This window comes from Gibbsiella quercinecans (assembly GCF_002291425.1).
GTDB lineage: Bacteria > Pseudomonadota > Gammaproteobacteria > Enterobacterales > Enterobacteriaceae > Gibbsiella > Gibbsiella quercinecans.
Map to the genome: position 1 here is coordinate 747,787 of NZ_CP014136.1, position 21,296 is coordinate 769,082.

Consider the following 21,296-nt stretch of genomic DNA (forward strand, 5'->3'; position numbering starts at 1 on the left):
TATGCATACATTACTTCTGGCCGAACATGATAATGCCACGCTAAATGCCGTCACCCTGAATGCCATCAGCGCCGCACAGGCGATCGGCGGCGAACTCACCGTGTTGGTGGCGGGTGAAAATTGCCGGGCAGTGGCCGAACAGGCCGCGGCGGTGACCGGCGTTACGCGCGTACTGCTGGCGGATAACGCCGCCTATCGGCACCCGTTAGCCGAAAATATCGCCGCATTGCTTGATACGCAGCGCAGCGGCTACAGCCACCTGATGGCCGTCGCCAACGCCAATGGCAAAGACATCATGCCGCGCGTCGCCGCGCTGGCCGACGTAGCGCAAATCTCTGACATCATCGCCGTTGAAAGCCCCACCGTCTTTAAACGGCCAATTTACGCCGGCAGCGTTATCGCCACCGTGGAAAGCCATGATGATCCGGTGGTGCTGACGGTGCGCGCTTCCAGCTTCCCGGCCGCCGCTGCGGAAGGCGGCACAGCGCCGATAGAACCCCTTGAACAAGCGATTACCGGCGGCGGCGCCCGTTTTGTCGGTGAAGATCGGGTGGTTTCCCCACGGCCGCAGCTTGCCACCGCGCGCGTGGTGGTTTCCGGCGGCAGAGCGCTGGGCAGCCGGGAGAACTTCGCCCTGATCGAGCAGTTGGCTGACAAACTCCATGGCGCGGTGGGTGCCTCGCGCGCCGCGGTCGATGCCGGTATGGTGCCCAACGATCTGCAGGTGGGGCAAACCGGCAAAGTGGTGGCGCCGGAGCTGTATATCGCCGTCGGCATTTCCGGCGCTATCCAGCATCTGGCCGGGATGAGCAACTCGAAGGTGATTGTCGCCATCAACAACGACGAAGAAGCGCCGATTTTCCAGATTGCCGATTACCGCCTGGTGGGCGATCTGTTTGAGGTCGTGCCGCAGTTGATTGAGCGGCTTTAAGCCGCACGGCAAGGGAGGTAGCAATGGAACGTGAATCAATGGAGTTTGACGTCCTGATCGTCGGCGGCGGGCCCGCCGGGCTGTCCGCCGCTTGCCGCCTGATGCAAATGGCGCAACAGCAGGAACAAACGTTGAGCGTCTGCGTGATCGAAAAAGGCGCGGAGATCGGGGCGCATATTCTTTCCGGCGCGCTGTTCGCGCCGCAGGCGCTGGACGAACTGTTTCCCGACTGGCAACAACGCGGCGCGCCGCTGGATACCCCGGTGACGGAAGATGCGCTGTATTTACTGCGCAACGCCGACCAGGCCTGGGCGATCCCCAACGCCCTGATCCCCGCGCCGATGCACAACCAGGGCAACTACGTGATAAGCCTGGGCGAGCTATGCCGCTGGCTGGCCAGGCAGGCGGAAGCGCTGGGCGCGGATATCTTCCCCGGTTTCGCCGCCGCCGAGATACTGTTTGACGAGGCCGGCGCGGTCAGCGGGGTGCGGCTGGGTGACATGGGGGTGGACGCCGCCGGCCATCACAAACCGGGCTTCACGCCCGGGATGGATTTGCGCGCGAAATATACCTTGTTTGCCGAAGGCTGCCGCGGCCACCTGGGCAAACAACTGATCGCGCGTTTCAACCTGGCCGCCGACAGCGATCCGCAGCATTATGCGATTGGCATCAAAGAGCTGTGGGATATCCCGGCGGAAAAAAGCCGCCCCGGCCAGGTGATCCACGCCTCCGGCTGGCCGCTGACCGGCGATGCCTCCGGCGGCAGTTTTCTTTACCATACCGCCAACAATCAGGTGGCGGTGGGGTTGATCGTCGATCTTAACTACCGCAATACCTGGCTTAGCCCGTTCGATGAATTCCAGCGAATGAAACACCACCCGGTTTTCAGCCAGGTGCTGGCGGGCGGCAAACGCGTTGCCTATGGCGCGCGCGCCATCACCAAGGGCGGCTTTAACGCCCTGCCGAAAATGCACTTCCCCGGTGGTTTGCTGATTGGCTGCGATGCCGGCACGCTCAATTTCGCCAAGATCAAGGGGAGCCATACCGCAATGAAATGCGGCATGCTGGCCGCCGAATCGGTGTTCGCCGCGCTGCAGGAGTCGCCAGACGGGCAGCGGGATCTGGCCGAATTCGCCACGCGCTTTAACCATTCATGGCTGGCCGATGAACTGCGCCAGTCACGTAACTTCGGCCCGGCGCTGCACCGTTACGGCACCCTGCTGGGCGGGGTGTTCAATTATTTCGATCAGAACTGGTTCAAGGGCAAACTGCCGTTTACGCTGCACGATCGTCACCCCGATCATCTGCAGTTGAAACCCGCCAGCGAGTGCGCCCCGATCCACTACGCCAAGCCCGACAACGTGCTGAGCTTTGATAAGCTCTCTTCCGTCTATCTTGCCAATACCGCCCATGACGAAGACCAGCCCTGCCACCTGAAACTGCGGGATGCGCAGGTGCCGCTGCGGGATAACCTGCCCCGCTACGCCGAGCCGGCACAGCGCTACTGCCCGGCCGGGGTGTATGAAATTGTCGAGATCGCCGGGGAGAAGAAATTTCAGATCAATGCGCAGAACTGCGTGCACTGTAAAACCTGCGATATCAAGGATCCGGCGCAGAATATCGTCTGGACCGTGCCGGAAGGCGGCTGCGGCCCGAACTATCCGAATATGTGATGCACCGCCCTCTGCCCTCTGCCCTCTGCCCTCTGCCCTCTGCCCTCTGCCCTCACCCCAACCCTCTCCCAAAGGGAGAGGGAGTATACCGTGCCCGCTGTGGCAGCATACGTAATAAGGCAGACTTGATCGCAGCAAAGCAATGCCCAATCAATACACGACGCTGGGCAGCTCCCTCTCCCACTGGGAGAGAAAGTACACCGTGCCCACTGTGACGGCATACGTAATAAGGCAGGCTTGAAATACCGAACCAACACACGGCGTCGGGCAGCTCCCTCTCCCTCTGGGAGAGGGTTGGGGTGAGGGAAAACATCTCCCAGTCAAACCACACTTTCAAAGCGTGTGATACAGGTGGCCAGCGTCTCGGCCGGCGGGCGCAGCCACCAGTTATCGCGGGAAAAAATCTCCACTTCAATCAAACCGCCGTAACCGGCCTTTTCAACCTGCGCGCGAAAAGCCGGCAGGGCGATGACACCGTCCCCCATCATGCCGCGATCGTTCAACATATCGCGCGTCGGCACCAGCCAGTCCGAAACATGGCAGGCCAGCAATAACTCGCCCGCCTGGAGCAGATCCTCCTCCAGCGTCGGCGACCACCACAGGTGATAGGCATCAGCAGCAATGCCCGCGCTGGCCGGATATTCGTGGTTGATTTGCCGGCACCACTGGATCGCCTGCGCCAGCGTCACCAGGCAACTGCGCTCGGCGCAGTACATCGGGTGGAGCGGCTCCAGCGCCAGCGGCACGCCGCACTGGCGGGCGTGCTCAGCCAGACGCATCACCCCTTCCAGCGCCTGATCGCATACCGCCGGTAGCGCGGTATTATCAGCACTTAAGCCCCCTACCACCATGACATAGCATTGCGCCCCCAGCTCCGCCGCATCATCCAGCGCCCGCAGATTGATCGCCAGCGCCTGCTCGCGCGCCTGCCGGCTCGCCGCGGTGAAGTAATGGCTGCGGCAATAGCCGGTCACCGTGAGCCCGGCGGCGCGGATCAGAGCAGCAGCGCGCTGCACCCCCAGCGCCTCGACCTCCTGGCGCCAGGGCGCGATACCGCCGATCCCGGCTTCGGCCAGCAGATGAATGGTTTGGTCCAGCGGCTGCTGGTAACCCAAGGTCGCAGTGTTGATCGCCAGCAGATCGCGGCGCCCTTTCAGTTCACGCATGATGCTCCTCGTCGTCTTTATATCGTTGCAGACAGGAAAGCGCGTTCCCCCGGCCAAGCGAGGGAACGCCGCGGCGTCAGGCCAGTAAATGGCGCGCAATGATCATGCGCTGGATTTGGTTGGTGCCTTCATAGATCTGGGTGATTTTGGCATCGCGATAGAGCCGCTCCACCTCTACGCCACGGATATAGCCGCTGCCGCCGAAGATCTGCACCGCATTGGCGCTATGCTGCACCGCCACATCGCCGGCAAAGCACTTGGCCATTGAGCAGGCAGCAGTGGCGTCGGCCGCGTCAGTGTCAATTTTATAGGCGGCGCTGTGCACCAAAAGGCGTGCGGCTTCGGTGTCTTTGGCGATGTCCGCCAACATAAACTGCACTGCCTGGAACCCGGCAATGTTCTGGCCGAACTGCTCGCGCTGTTTGGCATATTCCGTGGCGGCCTCCAGCCCGGCGCGCGCAATGCCGACCGCCAACGCGCCGATCCCCACACGCCCTTTATTCAGCGCGCTCATCATCATGTGGAAACCACGGTTTTCCGCCCCCAGCAGCGCATCCGCCGGCAGTTGCACCTGGTTAAAGTGCAGTTCGCCCACCTGCGACGAGCGCTGCCCCATTTTGTGCTCTTTCGGCCCTTTGGATACGCCAGCCAGCGCGCAGTCAACGATAAAGATGCTCATGCCGCGGTGGCCGGCTTCTTTATCAGTGCGCGCCAGCACAAAAGCCACATCGGCCACCGGGGCGTTATGGATCCACAGTTTGCTGCCATTCAACACCCAGCCGTTTTCACTGCGCGTCGCCGTGGTTTTCACGCCGGAGACGTCGGAACCCGCGCCGGCTTCCGTGATGCAATATGCCCCTTTCAGCGAGGCATTAAGCAGGCCCGGCAGCCACCTGGCGCGCTGGCTATCGTTGCCATGCTGCGACAACAGCGTGCCCAGCAGTTCAACCAGGCCGCACTGATCGGCCACTGACGCATAGCCGCGCGACAGCTCTTCCATCACCACCGCATAGGCCACCACATCCAACCCGACGCCGCCGTAGGCTTCCGGCACGGTGATACCAAACAGCCCCAGTTCCCCCATCTGCTGGTAGATATCACCGGCAAAACGCTCTTCGCGATCCAGCTCTTCCGCCTGCGGGCGGATCACTTCGTCGGCAAACTTACGGGTCATATCGCGAATCTGTTGATGGATCTCAGTTAAATACATGGTTCCCCTCCCACCTGTTGATACTCGGTATCATTATCGTTGCATTACGGTTAAATTAAATAACTAGATAGTTACTACAATCTACAGGTGAATAAGTCAATGCCCGTCGGCGATAACTGTTAGCTGTACAACAGAATTTTGCCGCTTGTCGCCACGGCATATTCTGCCGCCTTGACCGAGCGAACACTCTGGCCGGCCGGCGCTTGACTTTTAAACAATCGATGAGTAAACATGAATCACAAGTAACTAAACAGATAGTTTATAAGGAACAAAAATATGTCTACCCTACGCCTGCCGGATCGCCACGGAAATCTTGCCGACTATCAACTGCTGGGCGCCGCCCCGGCGTGGCCGGAAACGCCGCCGGCATTCAACCGCATCGCCTATGCCGCCGCACACGTGGTGATTGCGCCCGAAGCCCAAACGGCCAACTGGCTTGAAAAACCCGCCATCGACTGGGATGCCACCCTCGCTTACCGCCACCATCTGTGGCAATTGGGTTTTAAAGTGGCCGAAGCGATGGATACCGCCCAGCGCGGCATGGGGATCAGTTGGCCGATCGCCAGGGAGTTGATCATCCGTTCGCTGGCGGCGGCCAAAGCGACGCCGGGCGCCGATCTTGCCGCCGGCGTGGGTACCGATCAGCTAGACGCCAATGCGGCCACGTCGCTCGATCAGGTCATCGCCGCCTATGAAGAACAGATGGAATTGGTGGAACAGCATGGCGGGCGGATAGTGCTGATGGCCAGCCGGGCGTTGGCCAAGGTAGCAACCGGCAGTGAAGATTATCTGCGGGTGTATAACCGCCTGTTGCAGCAGAGCCAGGGCAAAGTGATCCTGCACTGGCTGGGGGACATGTTTGATCCTGCGCTCACCGGTTACTGGGGCAGCACCGACATTGACCGCGCCGCCGATACGGTGCTGGCGATCATTAACGCCAATCCCGGCAAAGTGGAAGGCATCAAGATGTCGTTGCTTAGCAAAGAGCGCGAAATCGCCTTTCGCCAGCGCCTGCCCGAGCAGGTCAAAATGTATACCGGCGACGACTACAACTATCCGGATTTGATCGAAGGCGAACAGGGGCACTACTCCCATGCCCTGCTGGGGATTTTTGACGCCATCGCCCCTGCCGCCAGCCAGGCGCTAAATGCGCTGGCGCAAGGGGATCGTGCGCAATATCATCGTATCCTTGCGCCCACCGTACCGCTGGCGCGCGAGATCTTTAAAGCCCCCACCCAATATTACAAGGCGGGCGTGGTTTTTCTCGCCTGGTTGAATGGCCACCAGCGCCACTTTGCGATGGCGGGCGGCATGCAGGCCGCGCGTGAAATCAGCCACTATGCAGAAATCTTCCGCCTGGCCGACCAGGCCGGGCTGTTGCACCAGCCGGAGTTAGCGCTGCAAAGAATGCAGGCGCTGCTTAAAATATACGGTTATTGAAAAGCGTAAAAAAGCGCTGCCGGTGATCATCGGCAGCGTTTTTTTTATCATCCTATTGCGGGCATTAATCGGGGCAGCGGTTGTAATAGGCCACCGTGTTATTGCCCCACAGTTGTTCGTACGGCAGCCCGGTGATTTGCTCCAGGATCTGCTGATCTTCCACCGACAGGCTGCCGGCCACCGGCCCGCCCGCCGCCTGCATCTGCGTACAGCTGGCACGCAAAACCGCATGGTTTTTCACGTTCAGGATAAACCCGCGTGAAACCACATAGCCGCCTAACAGCAGCAACAGCGTGCCGCCGCACAGCACCAGCAGGATCACCTGGTGCACGCTTTCAGGCTGCTGGTTTTGCCCCGGCATAAACCCGGCGGCCTGCAACAACAACCCCACCACCATGATTGCCCCGGCCTGGGAGGCTTTACGCGTCATGGTCATCACGCCGGCAAAAATCCCTTCCCGGCGTTGCCCGGTAATCGCCTCATCAACGTCCGCCATGTAGGTATAGGTATTCCACGGAATATAGTTGATGCCCCCGCGCCCCACGCCGGCCAAAGCCGACACCAGCATCAGCAACAGCAGGCTGTTGTGATCCCCCAGCCACAGCAGGCCATAGGCGGCGCAGGCCATGCCGAACAGCACCACGGAAAGCCGATATGCCGGCGCCGGCCCCCAGGAAATACACAGCGGGATCATCGCGAGCACGGCGACAAACTGTAATACGGACATGATGCCGAGCAACTCAGACGACACCGTCGCCGTTTGGTAAATCACAAAAATCACGTAATAGGCGAACACCGCATTGAAAAGATCCTGTGCGATAAACCCGCCCAGATACATCCCCAAATGCTTGCGGAACATTTTCACCTTCAGGGTAGAGAACACTTCGGCGACAAATTTCCTGGCGGTATGGTTAAAAGCGGATTTTTCGCCGTCTTCAACCACCGCTTCGGCTGGCCGCGGCCTTTCCCAGGTGTAGCAATACACCAGGCACAGCACGACGGCGCAGATAACGGCCACCACGATGCCGGAATAAAAAAACACGCTGGCGTTATCCTTGCCGTACCAGGTAAAGAACAGCCCGGGCAAATACGCCGCCACAATATAGGACACCTGGGCGAAGGCAATCCGCGCGCCGGAAAACTTGGTCTTTTGTTTGAAATCATTGGTCATTTCAGGCACCAGCGTCTCATAAGGCACCAGCACCATGCTGTAGACGATTTCAAACACCAGGTACGTGATCAGGTAATAGAAATAATTCATATCACTGACCCAGATAAAGCAGTACGAGAACACCGCGGGTATCCCCAGCAAGATAAAGAATTTGCGCCGCCCAAAGCGCTTGCCCAGCGCGGTTTTGCCAAAGTTATCGGTAAAAAAGCCCATCAGCGGGCTGGCGACGGCGTCAAAAACGCGCGCAATGGCGAAAATGGACGCCGCTTCGATCGCGGTGAGGTTACAGAAGTTGGTGTAAAAGAACAGTAGCCAGGCGCCGGTCAGCGCCGTGGTGCCCATGCCGAAAAAATCCCCCGAGCCATAAGCCAGGTAGTGTTTGAGTCTGACCTGCGGTATCGCCATAAAACCATCCCCGTGAGTGTTATGTTTTTGTTAAAAAAACATACAACACCCACCAAGTTAAGTATCTAACCTGTTGGTTACTTTATGATCGAGATCGCAATAATAATTAGTTGGTATAGCTTATGTTTTTGATTGTTATCAGCCTTATTTTTTTGCAGGAATGCACCACTTCGCCAACGATTGCAGGGCGCTGTCGACCTCGTCATTCCAACCAAAGCCGGCGTTTAACCGCAGGCAGTGATCGAAACGGCGATCGGTAGCAAACAGGTGGCCGGGGGCAATGCCGATGCCCTGTTCACGCGCAATGTGCGACAGTTCATGTGCCGGCAGGCAGCCCGGCGGCAGCTCTACCCACAGCACATAACCGCCCTGCGGCGTTGAAACGCGCGTGCCGGGCGGGAAATGCCGCATCACCCCGGCGCGCAGGGCGGCAACCTGCCGCGCCAGCTCCCGCCGCAGCTTGCGCAGGTGTGCGTCGTAGCCGCCGTTTTTCAGCAGTTCCGCCACTGCGGCCTGCGGCAACAGGCTGGTGCCGAGCGTTGAAGTGTACTTCAGCGCAGCGATTTTTCTGCTCCACTTGCCGCCGCTCAACCAGCCCACGCGCAGGCCGGGCGCGATGGTTTTGGAAAAACCGCTGCACAAAATCACATTTTCGCTGAACGCGCGCAGCGGGAAAGGCCGCGCGGCGCTAAAGGCGGTATCGCCAAAGGTATCGTCTTCGATGATGGTGACGCCGTGCTGCTCCGCCGACTGGGCCAAAAAGGCTTTAGTTTCATCCCCCATGGTGGTGCCCACCGGGTTGTTCACATTAGCCAGCGCCACCCAGGCGGTGACCACCCGTTGCTGGAACAGCGCGGCCAATTGCCCGGCGTCGGTAACGCCATCTTCGCCGCGCCCCACTTCCACCACCCGCAGCCCCAAATGGCGCAGCATCTGCAACAGCACAAAATAACAGGGTGAATCCACCGCCACACTGTCGCCCGGCTGGGTTACCGCGCGCAGCGCCAACGCCAGCGCTTCAATGCAACCATTGGTCACCATGATCTCGCCGGCTTCCAGGCTGCACCCATAGTCCAGCGCCCGGCGGGCAATTTCGGTTTGCAAAGGCGGGTAGCCCGCCCCCTTGATGGCATTGCCCAACAGTTGCGGCTTGCGGTAGCTAAGCTGGCGCATCAGCAGGCTGATTTTGCGGATCGGGTATAGGCTGCCGGCGCCGTTCGCCAAATCCAGCCGCACGCGGCAATCGCTGCCCAACATGGCCAGATGCAGCTCCGTTTGCGCATCCAGCGGCGCAATCTCCACCGGCCGCAGCGGCGCAGTTGGCGCCTGTTCAGGCAATACCGCATAAAAACCGGACTTCGGCCTGGCCTGGGCGTAGTGCTCATCCTCCAGCGTGCGCAAGGCTTTGAGCGTGGTGGTCATGCTGGCGCCGTACTGTGTAGCCAGCTTTCTGACCGAAGGGAGTTTGCGCCCGGCCGGCAGCACGCCGTTGATGATTGCCCGTTTTAGCTGCTCCGCGATCTCACGGTAGCGGCATATCTGTTCTGCCATCTGTTCTGCCTTATATCGCACCGAACTGTGCATATCGCCCGGCCGGTTTTGACGGTACATTTCCCTGCAAGCCACAGGGTTAAAGATAAATAAAGATGAAGATCAATAGATTAATAAACACCCTGCCGGCCACAAAGGAGCAAGGCACGGTGAAAACCAGGCTGATGAGTATGAATCAATAACAACAAAACGGGAATAAATATGGAACTTTCAACACGCGATCCGCAGATTGCTACGCTGCTATCCGATGAGCAGCAACGGCAGGAAAACAACATTGAACTGATTGCCTCCGAGAACTACGTCAGCCCTGCGGTGCTGGCCGCCCAAGGCTCGGTGCTGACCAACAAATACGCCGAAGGCTACCCCGGCAAACGTTATTATGGCGGCTGTGAGGTGGTGGACAAAGTAGAAACGCTGGCGATTGAACGCGCCTGCGCGCTGTTCGGCGCAGAATATGCGAACGTGCAGCCCCATTCTGGCTCCCAGGCCAATCAGGCGGTGTTTCTGACGGTGCTGAACCCCGGCGACACCATTTTGGGCATGGCGCTGACCGACGGCGGCCACCTGACCCACGGCGCCAGCGTCAACTTTTCCGGCAAAATGTACCATGCCGTCTCTTACGGCCTGGATGCGGCCAGTGAAACTATCGATTACCAGCAGGTGGAGCGGTTGGCCCGCGAACACCGGCCAAAGCTGATCATCGCCGGTGCTTCCGCCTATGCTCGCATCATTGATTTTGCCCGTTTCCGACGTATCTGCGATGAAGTGGGCGCTTATCTGATGGTGGATATGGCTCACTATGCCGGGCTGATCGCCGCGGGCGTTTACCCTTCACCGGTGGGCTGCGCGGATTTTGTCACCTCAACCACCCATAAAACCTTGCGCGGCCCGCGCGGCGGGCTGATTCTGGCCAAGGCGAAATTTGGCGCCGCGTTGGATAAAACCCTGTTCCCTTGCTACCAGGGCGGCCCTCTCATGCATATTATCGCCGCCAAAGCGGTGGCGTTTCGGGAAGCGGCCGAGACAAGTTTTAAACGCTACCAGCAGCAGGTGATCGCCAATGCGCGGGTGATGGCTGAAACCCTGCGCGCACGCGGGCTACGCATTGTTTCCGGTGGCACCGACTGCCACATGTTCCTGGTCGATCTGCGCAGTAAAAATATCAGCGGCAAGGCGGCGGAGGCCCTGCTGGAAAGCGTGCATATCACATTGAACAAGAATGCGGTGCCCGGCGACGAATACAAGGCAACGGTGACCGGCGGGATCCGTATCGGTACGCCGGCCATGACCACGCGAGGTTTTACGGAACGCGAAGCGCGGGCGCTGGCCGGGATGATTGCCGATGTGCTGGAGGCGCCGAAGGATGATGCCGTGCTGGCGCGGGTGCGCGATGCGGCGCTGACGCTGTGTGCGCGCTTTCCGGTTAATCGGCCGCTGCCCTAGCCTACTCGCGCCAGGGGTAAAGGGCGCGGGGCTACTCTTCCGCCGGCAGCGCCCAGAGTTGACGATCCTGCGTGGTGCTCAGCGTCACCATCGCGGGTTTGTAAATCGCAAAGCTTTCCGCCAGCGGGCAACTGATGTATTTGCCCTGCGGGCTGGGCACAAACTCGGAGCGGGGAATAAATGCGGCGCCGGCAAACCCCTGCTCCATCATTTCAAGAATCAGCTTGGGTTCGGAAACCTTAATGCTGATATTCACCTGTTCAATCTTCTCATACAGTTTGTTGCGCAGAATTTCATAGGTGCCTTCACCGCCGATCCGGTGCAGCAGAATTAACGGCACGCCGCTCAGATCGGTAAAATGCAGCGCCTTGCCGGCAAACATGGCGGCGTAATGCGCAGAAATGACGGCGATCGTGTCGACGGCTTCCAGCTCGCGCACGAACCACGGCTGTTTGTCCGCCGGGGATTGCATCAGGGCGATATCAATCGCCTGGCCGATCAGCATCTCTTCCAGGTGGCTGGAGTCAGACACCACCACATTGATATCCCAGTCCGGCCGGTTGTGGTAATAATCCAGCAACATCTGGTTGAAATAGCGCAGATAAAGGTAGGAAATGCCGATGTTCACCACATGTTTTTTGCGGGTGGCGATCATAATGGTCTGCCGCTTCAGGCTATTAACCCTGCTCAGGATGGTGCATGCCTGGCGGTAAAGAAAGGTGCCGGCTTCGGTCAGCTGCATTTTTCGCGGCGAGCGGATAAACAGCGGCGAACCAATCTCTTCTTCCAACTCCTGCAGGCGTTTGCTTAACGGCGGTTGGGCGATGTTCAATAGTCTCGCGGCTTTACTGATCGAGCCCTGTTCCGCTATTGAGCAAAAATACTGCAATCTTTTAAGATCCATGGTTCCTCCGGCCTGCTTCCACACGCCGCAATTGTAACATGGCCCGCCAAGAGCCAACCGCCGGTTAAACAGATTAGTGGATATACAGCGCCCACAGATAAGACACCGGCAACACCAGCACCAGCGCCGGCAGCATATTGGCAACCGGGAAGGATTTTATCCCCGCAATACGGAAACCAGCGGCCAGCATCACAAACCCACCGGCAGCGGTAAAGTCATTCATCATCGCCGGGGTGGTATGCGGCATAATCAGCACCGCGGAGAACGCCAGCAACAGTTGAATAATCAACTGCGGGACGGCAATCACCGCGACGGCATAGCCCAGCACCGTCGCGAAAATCGCCGCGGTAAAGATATCCATGATCGATTTCACGAACAGGATGTTGGGATCGTGCGTCATACCTTCGGTCATTGCGCCGATGATACCGGTGCCGCTGGCGCAAAACAGCACCAGGATCGCCACATATTTCTCGGTAAACGCCTTCGGATCCAGCCCGGTATCATCGGTCTGGAAGCGGCTCACCAGGCCTTTCGCCAGGTTGCCCAGCCGGCCGATCTTCTCTTCCAGAAATACCCATTCCCCCAGCGCCGCGCCGATAATCAGCGCCAACACCACCGCCGGCAGGCTATGGATTTTGCCAATCAATACAATGCCCAGCCCCATAGAGGAAAGGCCGAAGGTCATCGGCAGAGCAGTACGCAAGCGCTCCGGAACTTTATTCCCCAGGTATGCGCCAATCAGGCCGCCGATCAGCACGGCGCTCCCGTTGACAAAAGGGCCCACTACCATGGTTTACTCCTTAATGATTGTTATTGTTCGTTGTGTTTCTCACCCCAGCGGTTAAGGCCCCCGACATCCAGCTCAAACAGATCGAGCGCGCGGGCCACGCTGTGGCGGACAATGTCATCAACCGACTGTGGTTGTTGGTAAAAGGCGGGAACGGGCGGATAGATAATCCCGCCCATTTCGGTCACCAGATGCATGTTTTTGATATGCGTGAGGTTAAGCGGCGTTTCCCGCACCATCAGTACCAGGCGGCGGCGTTCTTTGAGGATCACGTCGGCCGCCCGGGTGAGCAGGTTGCTGGTCAACCCATGGGCAATGGACGCCAGCGTATTCATTGAGCAGGGGGCGATGATCATGCCAAGGGTCTTGAACGAACCGCTTGAAATCGACGCGCCCAGGTTGGCAACGTTGTGCACCTCATCGGCCAGTACGGTGATATCCTGGCGCTGCCATTGGGTTTCCATCGCACGCGTCACTTCCGCGCCTTTGGTCACCACCAGGTGCACTTCAATGTCCTGACCGCGCAGCAGCTCCAGCGCCTTCATACCGTATTGGAAACCGGATGCGCCGCTGATGCCCACGATAATGCGCCTTCTGCTCACAACAACCTCACTTATTCAAAATCGGGAAGAAAACGTTTCACATCGACTTTTTTGAACTTCGAACGCTCAAAGCCGGCTTTCAAGTGCCACGGCACGGTGCAGTCGAAGATGGTCTTGCAGGTAACCCCCTGCTGCGAAATGCTCGGGCTGTATTCCGGGATTTGCGAAGGATCGAGCGGATGGCAGCGCACGCCGGGAATAAAGACGGTATCGACATCGCCCTGATAGCGGGTCTGCATCGCCCACAGGATGTCGTCGGTATCAAAGATATCCACGTCGTCGTCCACCAGGATCACGTGCTTAAGCTCGGAAAACGCAGAGAAGGCAATCAACGCCGCCTGGCGCTGGCGCCCTTCATCCACCGGCGAGGCTTTCTTGAACTGCAGCACCGCCAGCAGTTTGCCGCCGCCAGAGGTATGCGCATGGACGTTCAGCACACGGCCCGGCATGGCGCGTTCCAGCATGTCGAGGATGCTGGCCTCGGTTGGGATCCCGGCCATGCTGACGTGCTCGCCGCTGGGGCCAAGGGTGGTTTGCAGAATCGGGTTCTTACGGTGCGTGACCGCCTTCACCTTGATGACCGGCAGCGCCGCTTTGGCTTCACCGGTGTAGCCTGGGAATTCCGGCATGGCTTTACCGGTGTTGGTATTCTGATCCTCACGCACACGCACGTTCGGCAGCAGTTCGCCTTCGATCACGATTTCTGCGTGGGCCAGCGCGCGTTCGTTGATGGTCAGGCACTGCGCCAGCTCAACCGGCTGGCCGCGCAGCGCGCCGGCGATGCTGAGTTCATTAAAGCCCAACGGCGTGGTCGGTGGCTCAAAACAAGCGGCGATTTCTATCGCCGGATCGACGCCGATACTGATGGAAATCGGCAACGGTTTACCGGCTTTCTCTGCTTTTTCGCGGAACGCGTCAATGTGGCGGCCTGGGGTCAGCCACATGGAAAGCTCATCGCGGCTTTGAATACACAAGCGGTGAATGGTGATGTCGGACTCGTGGGTGTCCGGATCCGAGGCGTAGCACATGCCCATCGTGAAATACGGGCCGGCGTCCTCTTCAGTATTGGTGGGCGCAGGCAGCAGCGTGCGCAAGTCAAAGGCCGGATCGTCGGCATAATGCACCACTTGCTGGCATTCCGGCGCCTGTTCGGCCAGCACCGGCGCCACTGCGTGGTGTACCGCATCTTTAAGCAGGAAGCCCAGTTTTTCCGGCGGGCAATCGAGCAAATGGCCCACGCGTTCACGGGTAGACATCAGGCCGGTCACCACGCGCACGCCGGGGAACCCTTTGACGTTGTTAAACATCATGGCCGGGCCTTTACGCGTTGGACGTTCGCAGGTGCCGCCAGCACCGACGTAACGATAAACACCGGAGAGCTCCGCATGGGGATCCACTTCGGTATCGGTGCTGACAAATTCGCCTTTAATATTCTTCAGCAATTCAATGGCTGAACGTAAGTCATGAACAGCGGTAGCTTTTTTCTCTGACATATTCTCTCCGATTAATATCGTAAGACGGACTAACTGCCAGGGAATATAGCGCCGGGAATATTGTAAATAAAAATACCGTTTATATTACTCAACGATATCTTTTTGGTATAGGTAATAAAATCAACACAATTTGCGATAAAAATTAAAGCAAATCACACATTGATTAGATGAAAAAAGAAGGGGATTAAAAAACGTGTAAAATCAACTACGTTCTATTTTCTTTGCCGCTTCATCCATGGCATCAATAATGGCATGCAAGGACTGCTGGGAAATATTTTCCTGCGACAGGCGGGAATTTAGCGCTGTTTTCATATTGTGAATGGCGCGCTCAACTTCGGGAATAGAGCGATTGTTAACTAATATCGCCAATGATGTTAAACGCTCAAGAATAACCAGCAAATTATCACGCTGCTCCTGCAGCAATAATCGGCCTTTTTCTTCCAGCGAATAGGCTTTACGCGTTTCCTGATCGTCCATCACCTGGATATAACCCGCCTCTTCCAACTGGGTCAGGTTCGGGTAAATGATGCCGGGGCTGGGCGCGTACTCACCCTTAGACAGATCTTCGATCGATTTGATCAGCTCGTAGCCATGCGCCGCCCCCAGCGCCAGGAAGTGCAGGATCAGCAAACGAATATCACTGGCATCCAGCATTTTTTCGCGGCGCTTTTTACGCACCTTGGCGCAGGCGGCGCGCTTGTCTGTGTCTGCTTGCCATGTGGGGGAAGATTGCTGAGGTTTCATCGCCGGTCTGAGCTAAAAGATAAGGGGGTTGATAGTAGACCGCCGCCTGGCAAAATTCAACACAGGCGGCAGCGGGCGCTATTTCTGGTGCCAGTACGCCACGGCGCGCACGAAAGCGGCGTCCCGTTTACGCTGCTCGATGAAATAGTCACTCAGGGTCTTAACCGCCGCCCCTTCCCCGGTCAGCCAGATAAAATAATCGTCGGCCGGCACATCAAGTTGGTTCAGTTCGGCCATCAACCCGGCCAGGTTTGCCGCCTGCATGTTGCCGCTGCCCAACCAGCATGCCTGCACACCATCAAGCTCGCCCAGATAGGCGCGGCCAACCGCTTCATCGGTAAAGGCGAATAGCTTCGCTGTGCTGGCCTGCATATTCTGCAGGCGGCGTTTCACCGCCGGCAGGCCGGTTTCATCGCACACATACAGTTGGAAGGCGTAATCGGCCGGGACGATTAACGAGCCGCGCGGGCCGCCGAACAACAGCGTATCGCCAGGCTCGGCGCGCGCCGCCCAATCGCTGGCAATACCGCCCGGGTGGATGTAAAAATCGATCGTCAGGCGGTTTTGCTGCGCATCGAACACCAGCGGCGTGTAATCACGCCCCGCCGGGCGCGCTCCTTCAGGCCAGACGATACCCTGCTCGGTAATTTCCGGCAGATGCAGCTCACCGCCGGCAGGATCGGGAAAGAACACTTTGATATGGTCGTCAAATCCCCGCGAGCTAAAGCCCGCCAGCGCTTCGCCGCCAAACTCAATGCGGTAAAAGCAGCCGGCGATCTGCTGTTTGGCGATCACTTCAACCTGGCGAAAACGCAGTTCGTTGCGCACCCGCTGCGGCGCACGGCCGTTATCCTGTTGCTTACTGTTATGCAAAATCGTTCTCCTTGGAGCAAGGCTTAGCCCAGCATAATGCCGCCGTCCACCGCCAGTTGCTGCCCGGTAATAAAATCGTTTTTCATTAAAAATACATAGGCGGAAGCCAGTTCATCCAGCGTCGCCGTGCGCCCCAGCGGAATAACCTCGGCAAAATGCCGGCGCGTCTGCTCCACGTCTTCCGCTGCTTGGTGGCGCCAAAACGGGGTGACGGTCCAGGTGGGGGCCACGGTGTTTACGCGAATGTTTGGCGCCAGCTCGGCGGCCAGCCCTTCCGCCAGCGCTTTAATTCCCAGATTGCCGACATAGCTGGCGCAGGCATGCTGCGGTTTGCCGCCGGTGCCGGAGGTAAACAGGATGCTGCCGCCGCGGCGCACCTTATCGGCCGCCAGCTTGCCGATCAGCACATTGGTGAGGAATTTGGAATACATCACTTGCTCAATCACCGCCATTTCGGCGCTCACAAAGCCACCGCCCATGGCATCCCCCACCATCGAAACCAGGTGATCGCAGGGTTCAATCTGTGCAAACAGCGCCGTGAGCGCCGCATGGTCGTGCGCATCCACCTGCAGGGTAGCCTTAACCTGCCCACCCTGCGCGGCCAGCTTTTCTTTCGCCGCCGCCAGGCGTTGTGGATCGCGGCCAACGAGTGTTAAAACCGCGCCTTCGGCCGCCGCCTGCTGCGCAATGGTGAAACCAATGCCAGAACTGCCGCCGATGATCACCAGATGTTTGTTGTTTAATGCAGCCATCACCAACTCCTCACTCACGCACTGACCGCCGCCGCGGCGGTTTCAGCAACCAAAGAATCGTTGGCGCCGTGGGCGCCACTCACGCCAACCGCACCAATCACCACCCCGTCCAGCAACACAGGCACCCCGCCTTCCAGCGGCGTCACGCCGGGCGTGGCGAGAAAACTGGGCTGGCCGCCGTTGATAAAGGTTTCGAATGCTTTTGACGGCGCTTCCAGTAAGGCCGCCGTGCGCGCCTTACCCAGAGCGACATTGGGGCTGATGCCGATCGCCGTATCGCAACGCTCCAGCGCCACCAGTTCACCCGCGCGATCGACCACCGCAACACTGATGTGCCAACCACTTTCTGCCGCTACCTGTTGCGCGGCGGCGATTGCCTTGCGCGCGCCCACCAGGGTAATCGTCAGTTTTTTCTGCGCGACGGCCAGGACGGCACGCTCATCGGTTTGTCTGTCCATATACTCTCCTCACCACAGGGGATAACAAGGCACCGCCGCCGAAACGGCAAGCATGCCCAGCAATGTGGCGCGCAACGCGCCGCCGAACGCCCATTGTTGCCGCCAGGCGCCGACAAAGCCAATCAGCAATCATTCTCATCGGCCTGTGAAAATATATTCATGATATATCTTGGTTGCAAGTGAAGAATCATGCGCCAGTGCGCGAAAGGCCGCACGAGATTCACAAAAAAGAGATCGGGAAAAGGGGCTGCAGGCAGGCGGCGCAAGGGGAAAGGCCCTGCGGCGGGTTACGTGGATTTACATATTTACTTACATTCACGCGCTCAATCATCACATTGGCGCGGCGGCGCGCTAAACCCACCGGGTTATCCTTTAAGCGGCAGACAACCCGGTGCGTTTGCGCGTTAACCTTTCCCGCAGCGTCAGGGAACCAACAACGCCCCTTCCCGGCCAGCGTCTTCCCCGGCCAGGCGGGTGATCAGCATGCCAGCGGTGGCATAACGCATCCAGTGGCGGGCATAGAGCAGGCCACCGTATTGCGCCACCAGCGGCGTCAGCCGATCGGTCAACGGATCGAGAATTTCAGCCACCGCTTCGCCGGGATGAATCCATTCCCCCAGTTCACGCAGGTGCAATATCACCCCGGCGTGCGGGCAGGTGATGTATTCACACCCGGCCAGCGGCGTGGCGGAATTGCGCAATGCAGGCAACGGCGGCGCTTCGCCACGGATATAGCCGGCGTGGATCAGGGCGTGAATAATGGCGTCGGCGTCCTGCTCGGCCTGCCGCAGCGAAACATCACGCACGCCGCGCAGTTCCAGCGTCACCGGCTGCGGCCCTTCCGGCATCGGGAAACGATCGCCAAAGGCCTGCTGCAAATAGCGCCACGGCTCGCCGCAGGATTCGTCGAAAGGCTCCCCGCCCGAGACATCGGCCAGCAGTTGCACGTCGCTGCCCAAATAGCGCGCCAGCGGTTCGATAGCCGGCCAGGCGCCGGGGGTGGTGTAAAGATGCGCCACCGCTTCCCAGTCGCAGTGCAGATCCAGCATCAGATCGGCCTGACATGCCATGCGCATCAGCACCAGGCGCTGCGACTCCAGCTCCGTTTGGGGCTGCTGCTGGTCAAAATAGCGCGCCAGCGCCCGGCGGATAACCCGGCGGTTGGCCGCACAGTCCGCCCCCAAATCAGGCGCCACCATCGGCGCCACTACCGCGCCGGGCGATGGGAAGCGGCGATTGAAATCCTGCCCGGAATCGGTCTCGAAGCGGCCAAGATGGCTGCCATGCCAGTGCTGGTTCAGGGCGATCGGGTTGGCGACGGGCACCAGCGTAATCTGCGTCTGCAGGAAGCCATGTTGCTCCAACTGCTGCAGTTTGTGCTTAAGCACCCATGCCGCCACCATGCCGGGCAGCTCATCGCCGTGCAGGCTGGCCTGGATATAGACCTGGCGTTCAGCGTTGGCGGGGCCGTAGTGGTAACTGATAATCTCGCGCTGTGTCCCCAGCGAGGGGGAAAGTAAAGGATGGCGTTGTTGTTGCATAAGCTATTACTGTCCGAAAGAAAGCATGCCGGGCCAAAGCCCGGCATCAGGTTAGGCTAAACGGCCAAATACCCCTTATTGCTTGATGGAAATATCCGTCTCGAAATATTTCTTCTGCAAGGTATCGAAGGTGCCGTTTTTCTTCAGCTCGGCAAAAGCGGTATCCAATGCGTTTTTCAGCTCGGTGTCGCCTTTACGCAGGCCAATCGCCGTGCCGGGGCCAATAATAGGGTCTTCCACCATCGGGCCGGCCAGTTCAAAGTCCTGCCCCTGCGGCTGTTTCAGGAAGCCGATAGCGGCCTGTGCAGCGTCGGTAAATGAGGCGTCAAGACGGCCGGAAACCAGATCGCTTTCCACCTGGCTCTGATCGGCGTACGAAATCACGTTAACACCAAAAGGCTGCCACTTGGCATGGGCATAGCGTTCCTGCACCGTGCCCTGCGCCACCCCGATGTTTTTCCCTTTCAGGGATTCCGCCGTCGGCAGCAAGTTCATGCCCTTGCGCGCCAAAAGCTGGGTCTTGGTGTCGTACAGCGGCACGGTGAAGTCGATCTGTTTCAGGCGCTCTTCGGTGATGCCCATATCGGAAAGAATAGCGTCGAATTTACGCGCCTTCAGGCCGGGGATCATGCCATCAAACTGGCCTTCCACCCAGGTGCATTTCACCTGCATCTGCGCGCAAAGCGCGTTGCCCAAATCGATATCAAAACCCACCAGTTGACCCTGCGGGTTTTTGGATTCAAACGGCGGATAGGTTGGATCGACCACAAAGCGGACGTGATCGATTTTGGCCTGGGCGCTAAAAGCCAACCCGGCGACCAGGCTAAACAGAATTCCCTTGCGAAGGCGTGATGCGAACGTTGTGTTTTTCATGAATTATCGTCTTATTGTGTTGTGGGATTTAAAAGACTAACCACTTCACCGCCGGATGTGAAGCCGGAAGCGAAACAACGCGCCATCGCCGCCATGCAGAACCTGCCAAAACCCGCGTTATTTCGGCGGGGCAAACCAGGCCCAGCCGCCTTTTCGCGAACGTTTAAGGCGGTACAGCGCCTGATCGGCTTTTTTGAACAGCTCGCGCAGGCTGGTGGCCTGTTCGGGATACAGGCTGATGCCGATGCTGGCGCCAAGCGAAAGGCTGTGCTCCCCAACGATAAACGGCGTGGTGAACGCCGCTTCAATATCGCGGCAGATTTTTTCCACCACTGCCGTATCGCTGAAGTCCGAGAGCAAAATCAGAAACTCATCGCCGCCCAGGCGGCAGACGAAATCCTGTTGGCGGCAACATCGCTTTATCTCCTCGGCGACAATAATCAGCAACCCATCGCCCACATCGTGGCCGTAGCGATCGTTAACCTGTTTAAAGCCGTCCAGATCGAACAGCAACAGCGCCTGCCGCTTGGGAACCTCGGCAACCTTACCCGCATGCATGGCGTCCCAATGCATTTGCAACGCATGGCGGTTAGCCAACCCGGTTAACGCGTCTTCATAGGCGATACGCTGCAGATAGCTCTCGGCAAGCTTGCGGGCGGTAATGTCTTCAAAGATCGCAATGCCGATGTTGATATCGTGCAGGATAATCCCGCGGTGCTGAACGAACAGTACCGTGCCATAGGCGGTTTTTACCTGTATGTCGAACGGCGCGACTTCAGACACCCCGGTTGATTGCGGTGTCCACAGTTTTTTCCAATGGTTGATGGCAAGCCGGCGCTCGCTTTCATTAATATAAGTGCTTTCAACCCAGTCAATCACTTCAGTGAATTGGTTGTCTTCATAACCGAATATTTTTTTGAAAGCGCGGTTGGTGAATTGTATTTTTCCATCGGGTAGCGTCGCCCATGAAATGGGCAGCGGTAAGGCATCCAGGATGATAAACAAATCTTGATGAGATTGGATCCCCCCGCCTTTCTCCCGCTCAAATAATTCTTTCATCCATCACACTCCCTGGGGTTAAATTTGCCGTTGATAAACTACCTCAACCACAAAAATGTCTAACACAATTATAAACGCTTACCTTGCGGCAGTCCGCCGCCCGCCCATCTGCTAATTTTTATTTATGATATTCTGCCTCACGATCCAATTAAGCAAAAGCGTTACTGTATTTTATTCTGGCAACATCCCGGTGACACCGGGATGACGAAGCTGGCGCCAA

Annotated in this window: 19 protein-coding genes; 4 read left to right on the forward strand and 15 right to left on the reverse strand. The window is 58.3% G+C overall.

Going from position 1 to position 21,296, the window contains the following annotated elements; translation table 11 throughout:
- Position 1: 1 nt before the first annotated feature.
- Together ACN28Q_RS03495 and ACN28Q_RS03500 are read left to right on the forward strand one after the other, a co-directional pair.
- Positions 2-931, forward strand: a complete 930-nt coding sequence (locus ACN28Q_RS03495) for an electron transfer flavoprotein subunit alpha/FixB family protein (RefSeq protein ID WP_095845052.1) — start codon at positions 2-4, stop codon at positions 929-931.
- Positions 932-954: 23 nt separating this feature from the next.
- The gene (locus ACN28Q_RS03500; protein WP_095845053.1) at positions 955-2,604 is read left to right on the forward strand and encodes an electron transfer flavoprotein-ubiquinone oxidoreductase; all 1,650 of its coding nucleotides are present in this window, start codon (positions 955-957) and stop codon (positions 2,602-2,604) included.
- 320 nt (positions 2,605-2,924) lie between these two features.
- On the opposite strand, the gene ACN28Q_RS03505 is transcribed toward ACN28Q_RS03500, so the two are convergent.
- Together ACN28Q_RS03505 and ACN28Q_RS03510 are read right to left on the reverse strand one after the other, a co-directional pair.
- Positions 2,925-3,770 carry a sugar phosphate isomerase/epimerase family protein gene (locus ACN28Q_RS03505; protein ID WP_095845054.1) on the reverse strand — a complete coding sequence of 282 codons (846 nt, stop codon included), beginning with the start codon at positions 3,768-3,770 and terminating at the stop codon, positions 2,925-2,927.
- Between the two features lie 76 nt (positions 3,771-3,846).
- The gene (locus tag ACN28Q_RS03510) at positions 3,847-4,980 is read right to left on the reverse strand and encodes an acyl-CoA dehydrogenase family protein (protein ID WP_095845055.1); all 1,134 of its coding nucleotides are present in this window, start codon (positions 4,978-4,980) and stop codon (positions 3,847-3,849) included.
- Between the two features lie 276 nt (positions 4,981-5,256).
- On the opposite strand from ACN28Q_RS03510, the gene ACN28Q_RS03515 reads away from it, so the two are divergent.
- Positions 5,257-6,420 (forward strand): dihydrodipicolinate synthase family protein, encoded by a 1,164-nt coding sequence (locus tag ACN28Q_RS03515; RefSeq protein ID WP_095845056.1) that lies wholly within the window; start codon positions 5,257-5,259, stop codon positions 6,418-6,420.
- A gap of 64 nt (positions 6,421-6,484) precedes the next feature.
- Here ACN28Q_RS03515 and ACN28Q_RS03520 read toward each other — a convergent pair whose 3' ends face one another.
- Together ACN28Q_RS03520 and ACN28Q_RS03525 are read right to left on the reverse strand one after the other, a co-directional pair.
- Positions 6,485-7,996 carry an MFS transporter gene (locus tag ACN28Q_RS03520; protein ID WP_095845057.1) on the reverse strand — a complete coding sequence of 504 codons (1,512 nt, stop codon included), beginning with the start codon at positions 7,994-7,996 and terminating at the stop codon, positions 6,485-6,487.
- A gap of 144 nt (positions 7,997-8,140) precedes the next feature.
- Positions 8,141-9,547: an aminotransferase-like domain-containing protein gene (locus tag ACN28Q_RS03525; RefSeq protein ID WP_095845058.1), complete on the reverse strand. Its 1,407-nt coding sequence runs from the start codon at positions 9,545-9,547 to the stop codon at positions 8,141-8,143.
- A 201-nt stretch (positions 9,548-9,748) separates the two neighbouring features.
- On the opposite strand from ACN28Q_RS03525, the gene glyA reads away from it, so the two are divergent.
- Positions 9,749-10,990: a serine hydroxymethyltransferase gene (glyA, locus tag ACN28Q_RS03530; protein ID WP_095845059.1), complete on the forward strand. Its 1,242-nt coding sequence runs from the start codon at positions 9,749-9,751 to the stop codon at positions 10,988-10,990.
- A gap of 31 nt (positions 10,991-11,021) precedes the next feature.
- Here glyA and ACN28Q_RS03535 read toward each other — a convergent pair whose 3' ends face one another.
- The 11 genes from ACN28Q_RS03535 to ACN28Q_RS03585 all read right to left on the reverse strand — a co-directional run bounded on the left by ACN28Q_RS03535 (position 11,022) and on the right by ACN28Q_RS03585 (position 21,076).
- Complete coding sequence (locus tag ACN28Q_RS03535; protein ID WP_095845060.1) at positions 11,022-11,894, reverse strand: LysR family transcriptional regulator; 873 nt, start codon at positions 11,892-11,894, stop codon at positions 11,022-11,024.
- Between the two features lie 73 nt (positions 11,895-11,967).
- The gene (locus ACN28Q_RS03540; protein ID WP_095845061.1) at positions 11,968-12,684 is read right to left on the reverse strand and encodes a DUF554 domain-containing protein; all 717 of its coding nucleotides are present in this window, start codon (positions 12,682-12,684) and stop codon (positions 11,968-11,970) included.
- Between the two features lie 20 nt (positions 12,685-12,704).
- Positions 12,705-13,283, reverse strand: coding sequence for a UbiX family flavin prenyltransferase (locus ACN28Q_RS03545; RefSeq protein ID WP_095845062.1), 579 nt, complete (start codon positions 13,281-13,283; stop codon positions 12,705-12,707).
- 11 nt (positions 13,284-13,294) lie between these two features.
- Entirely contained in the window at positions 13,295-14,776 is a 1,482-nt protein-coding gene (locus ACN28Q_RS03550; protein ID WP_095845063.1) for a UbiD family decarboxylase, read from the reverse strand.
- Positions 14,777-14,977: 201 nt separating this feature from the next.
- On the reverse strand, positions 14,978-15,520 hold the full coding sequence (locus ACN28Q_RS03555; protein WP_095845064.1) for a PadR family transcriptional regulator: 543 nt from the start codon (positions 15,518-15,520) through the stop codon (positions 14,978-14,980).
- Positions 15,521-15,598: 78 nt separating this feature from the next.
- Positions 15,599-16,393: a siderophore-interacting protein gene (locus ACN28Q_RS03560; protein ID WP_095845065.1), complete on the reverse strand. Its 795-nt coding sequence runs from the start codon at positions 16,391-16,393 to the stop codon at positions 15,599-15,601.
- Between the two features lie 23 nt (positions 16,394-16,416).
- A complete protein-coding gene (locus tag ACN28Q_RS03565) occupies positions 16,417-17,145 on the reverse strand; it encodes an SDR family oxidoreductase (protein WP_095845066.1) in 729 nt (242 codons plus the stop codon).
- 14 nt (positions 17,146-17,159) lie between these two features.
- Entirely contained in the window at positions 17,160-17,603 is a 444-nt protein-coding gene (locus ACN28Q_RS03570) for a GlcG/HbpS family heme-binding protein (protein WP_095845067.1), read from the reverse strand.
- A 422-nt stretch (positions 17,604-18,025) separates the two neighbouring features.
- On the reverse strand, positions 18,026-19,144 hold the full coding sequence (locus tag ACN28Q_RS03575; RefSeq protein ID WP_095845068.1) for a succinylglutamate desuccinylase/aspartoacylase family protein: 1,119 nt from the start codon (positions 19,142-19,144) through the stop codon (positions 18,026-18,028).
- 75 nt (positions 19,145-19,219) lie between these two features.
- Entirely contained in the window at positions 19,220-20,017 is a 798-nt protein-coding gene (locus tag ACN28Q_RS03580; RefSeq protein WP_095845069.1) for an ABC transporter substrate-binding protein, read from the reverse strand.
- A gap of 117 nt (positions 20,018-20,134) precedes the next feature.
- Entirely contained in the window at positions 20,135-21,076 is a 942-nt protein-coding gene (locus tag ACN28Q_RS03585) for a sensor domain-containing diguanylate cyclase (RefSeq protein WP_095845070.1), read from the reverse strand.
- Positions 21,077-21,296: the final 220 nt, after the last annotated feature.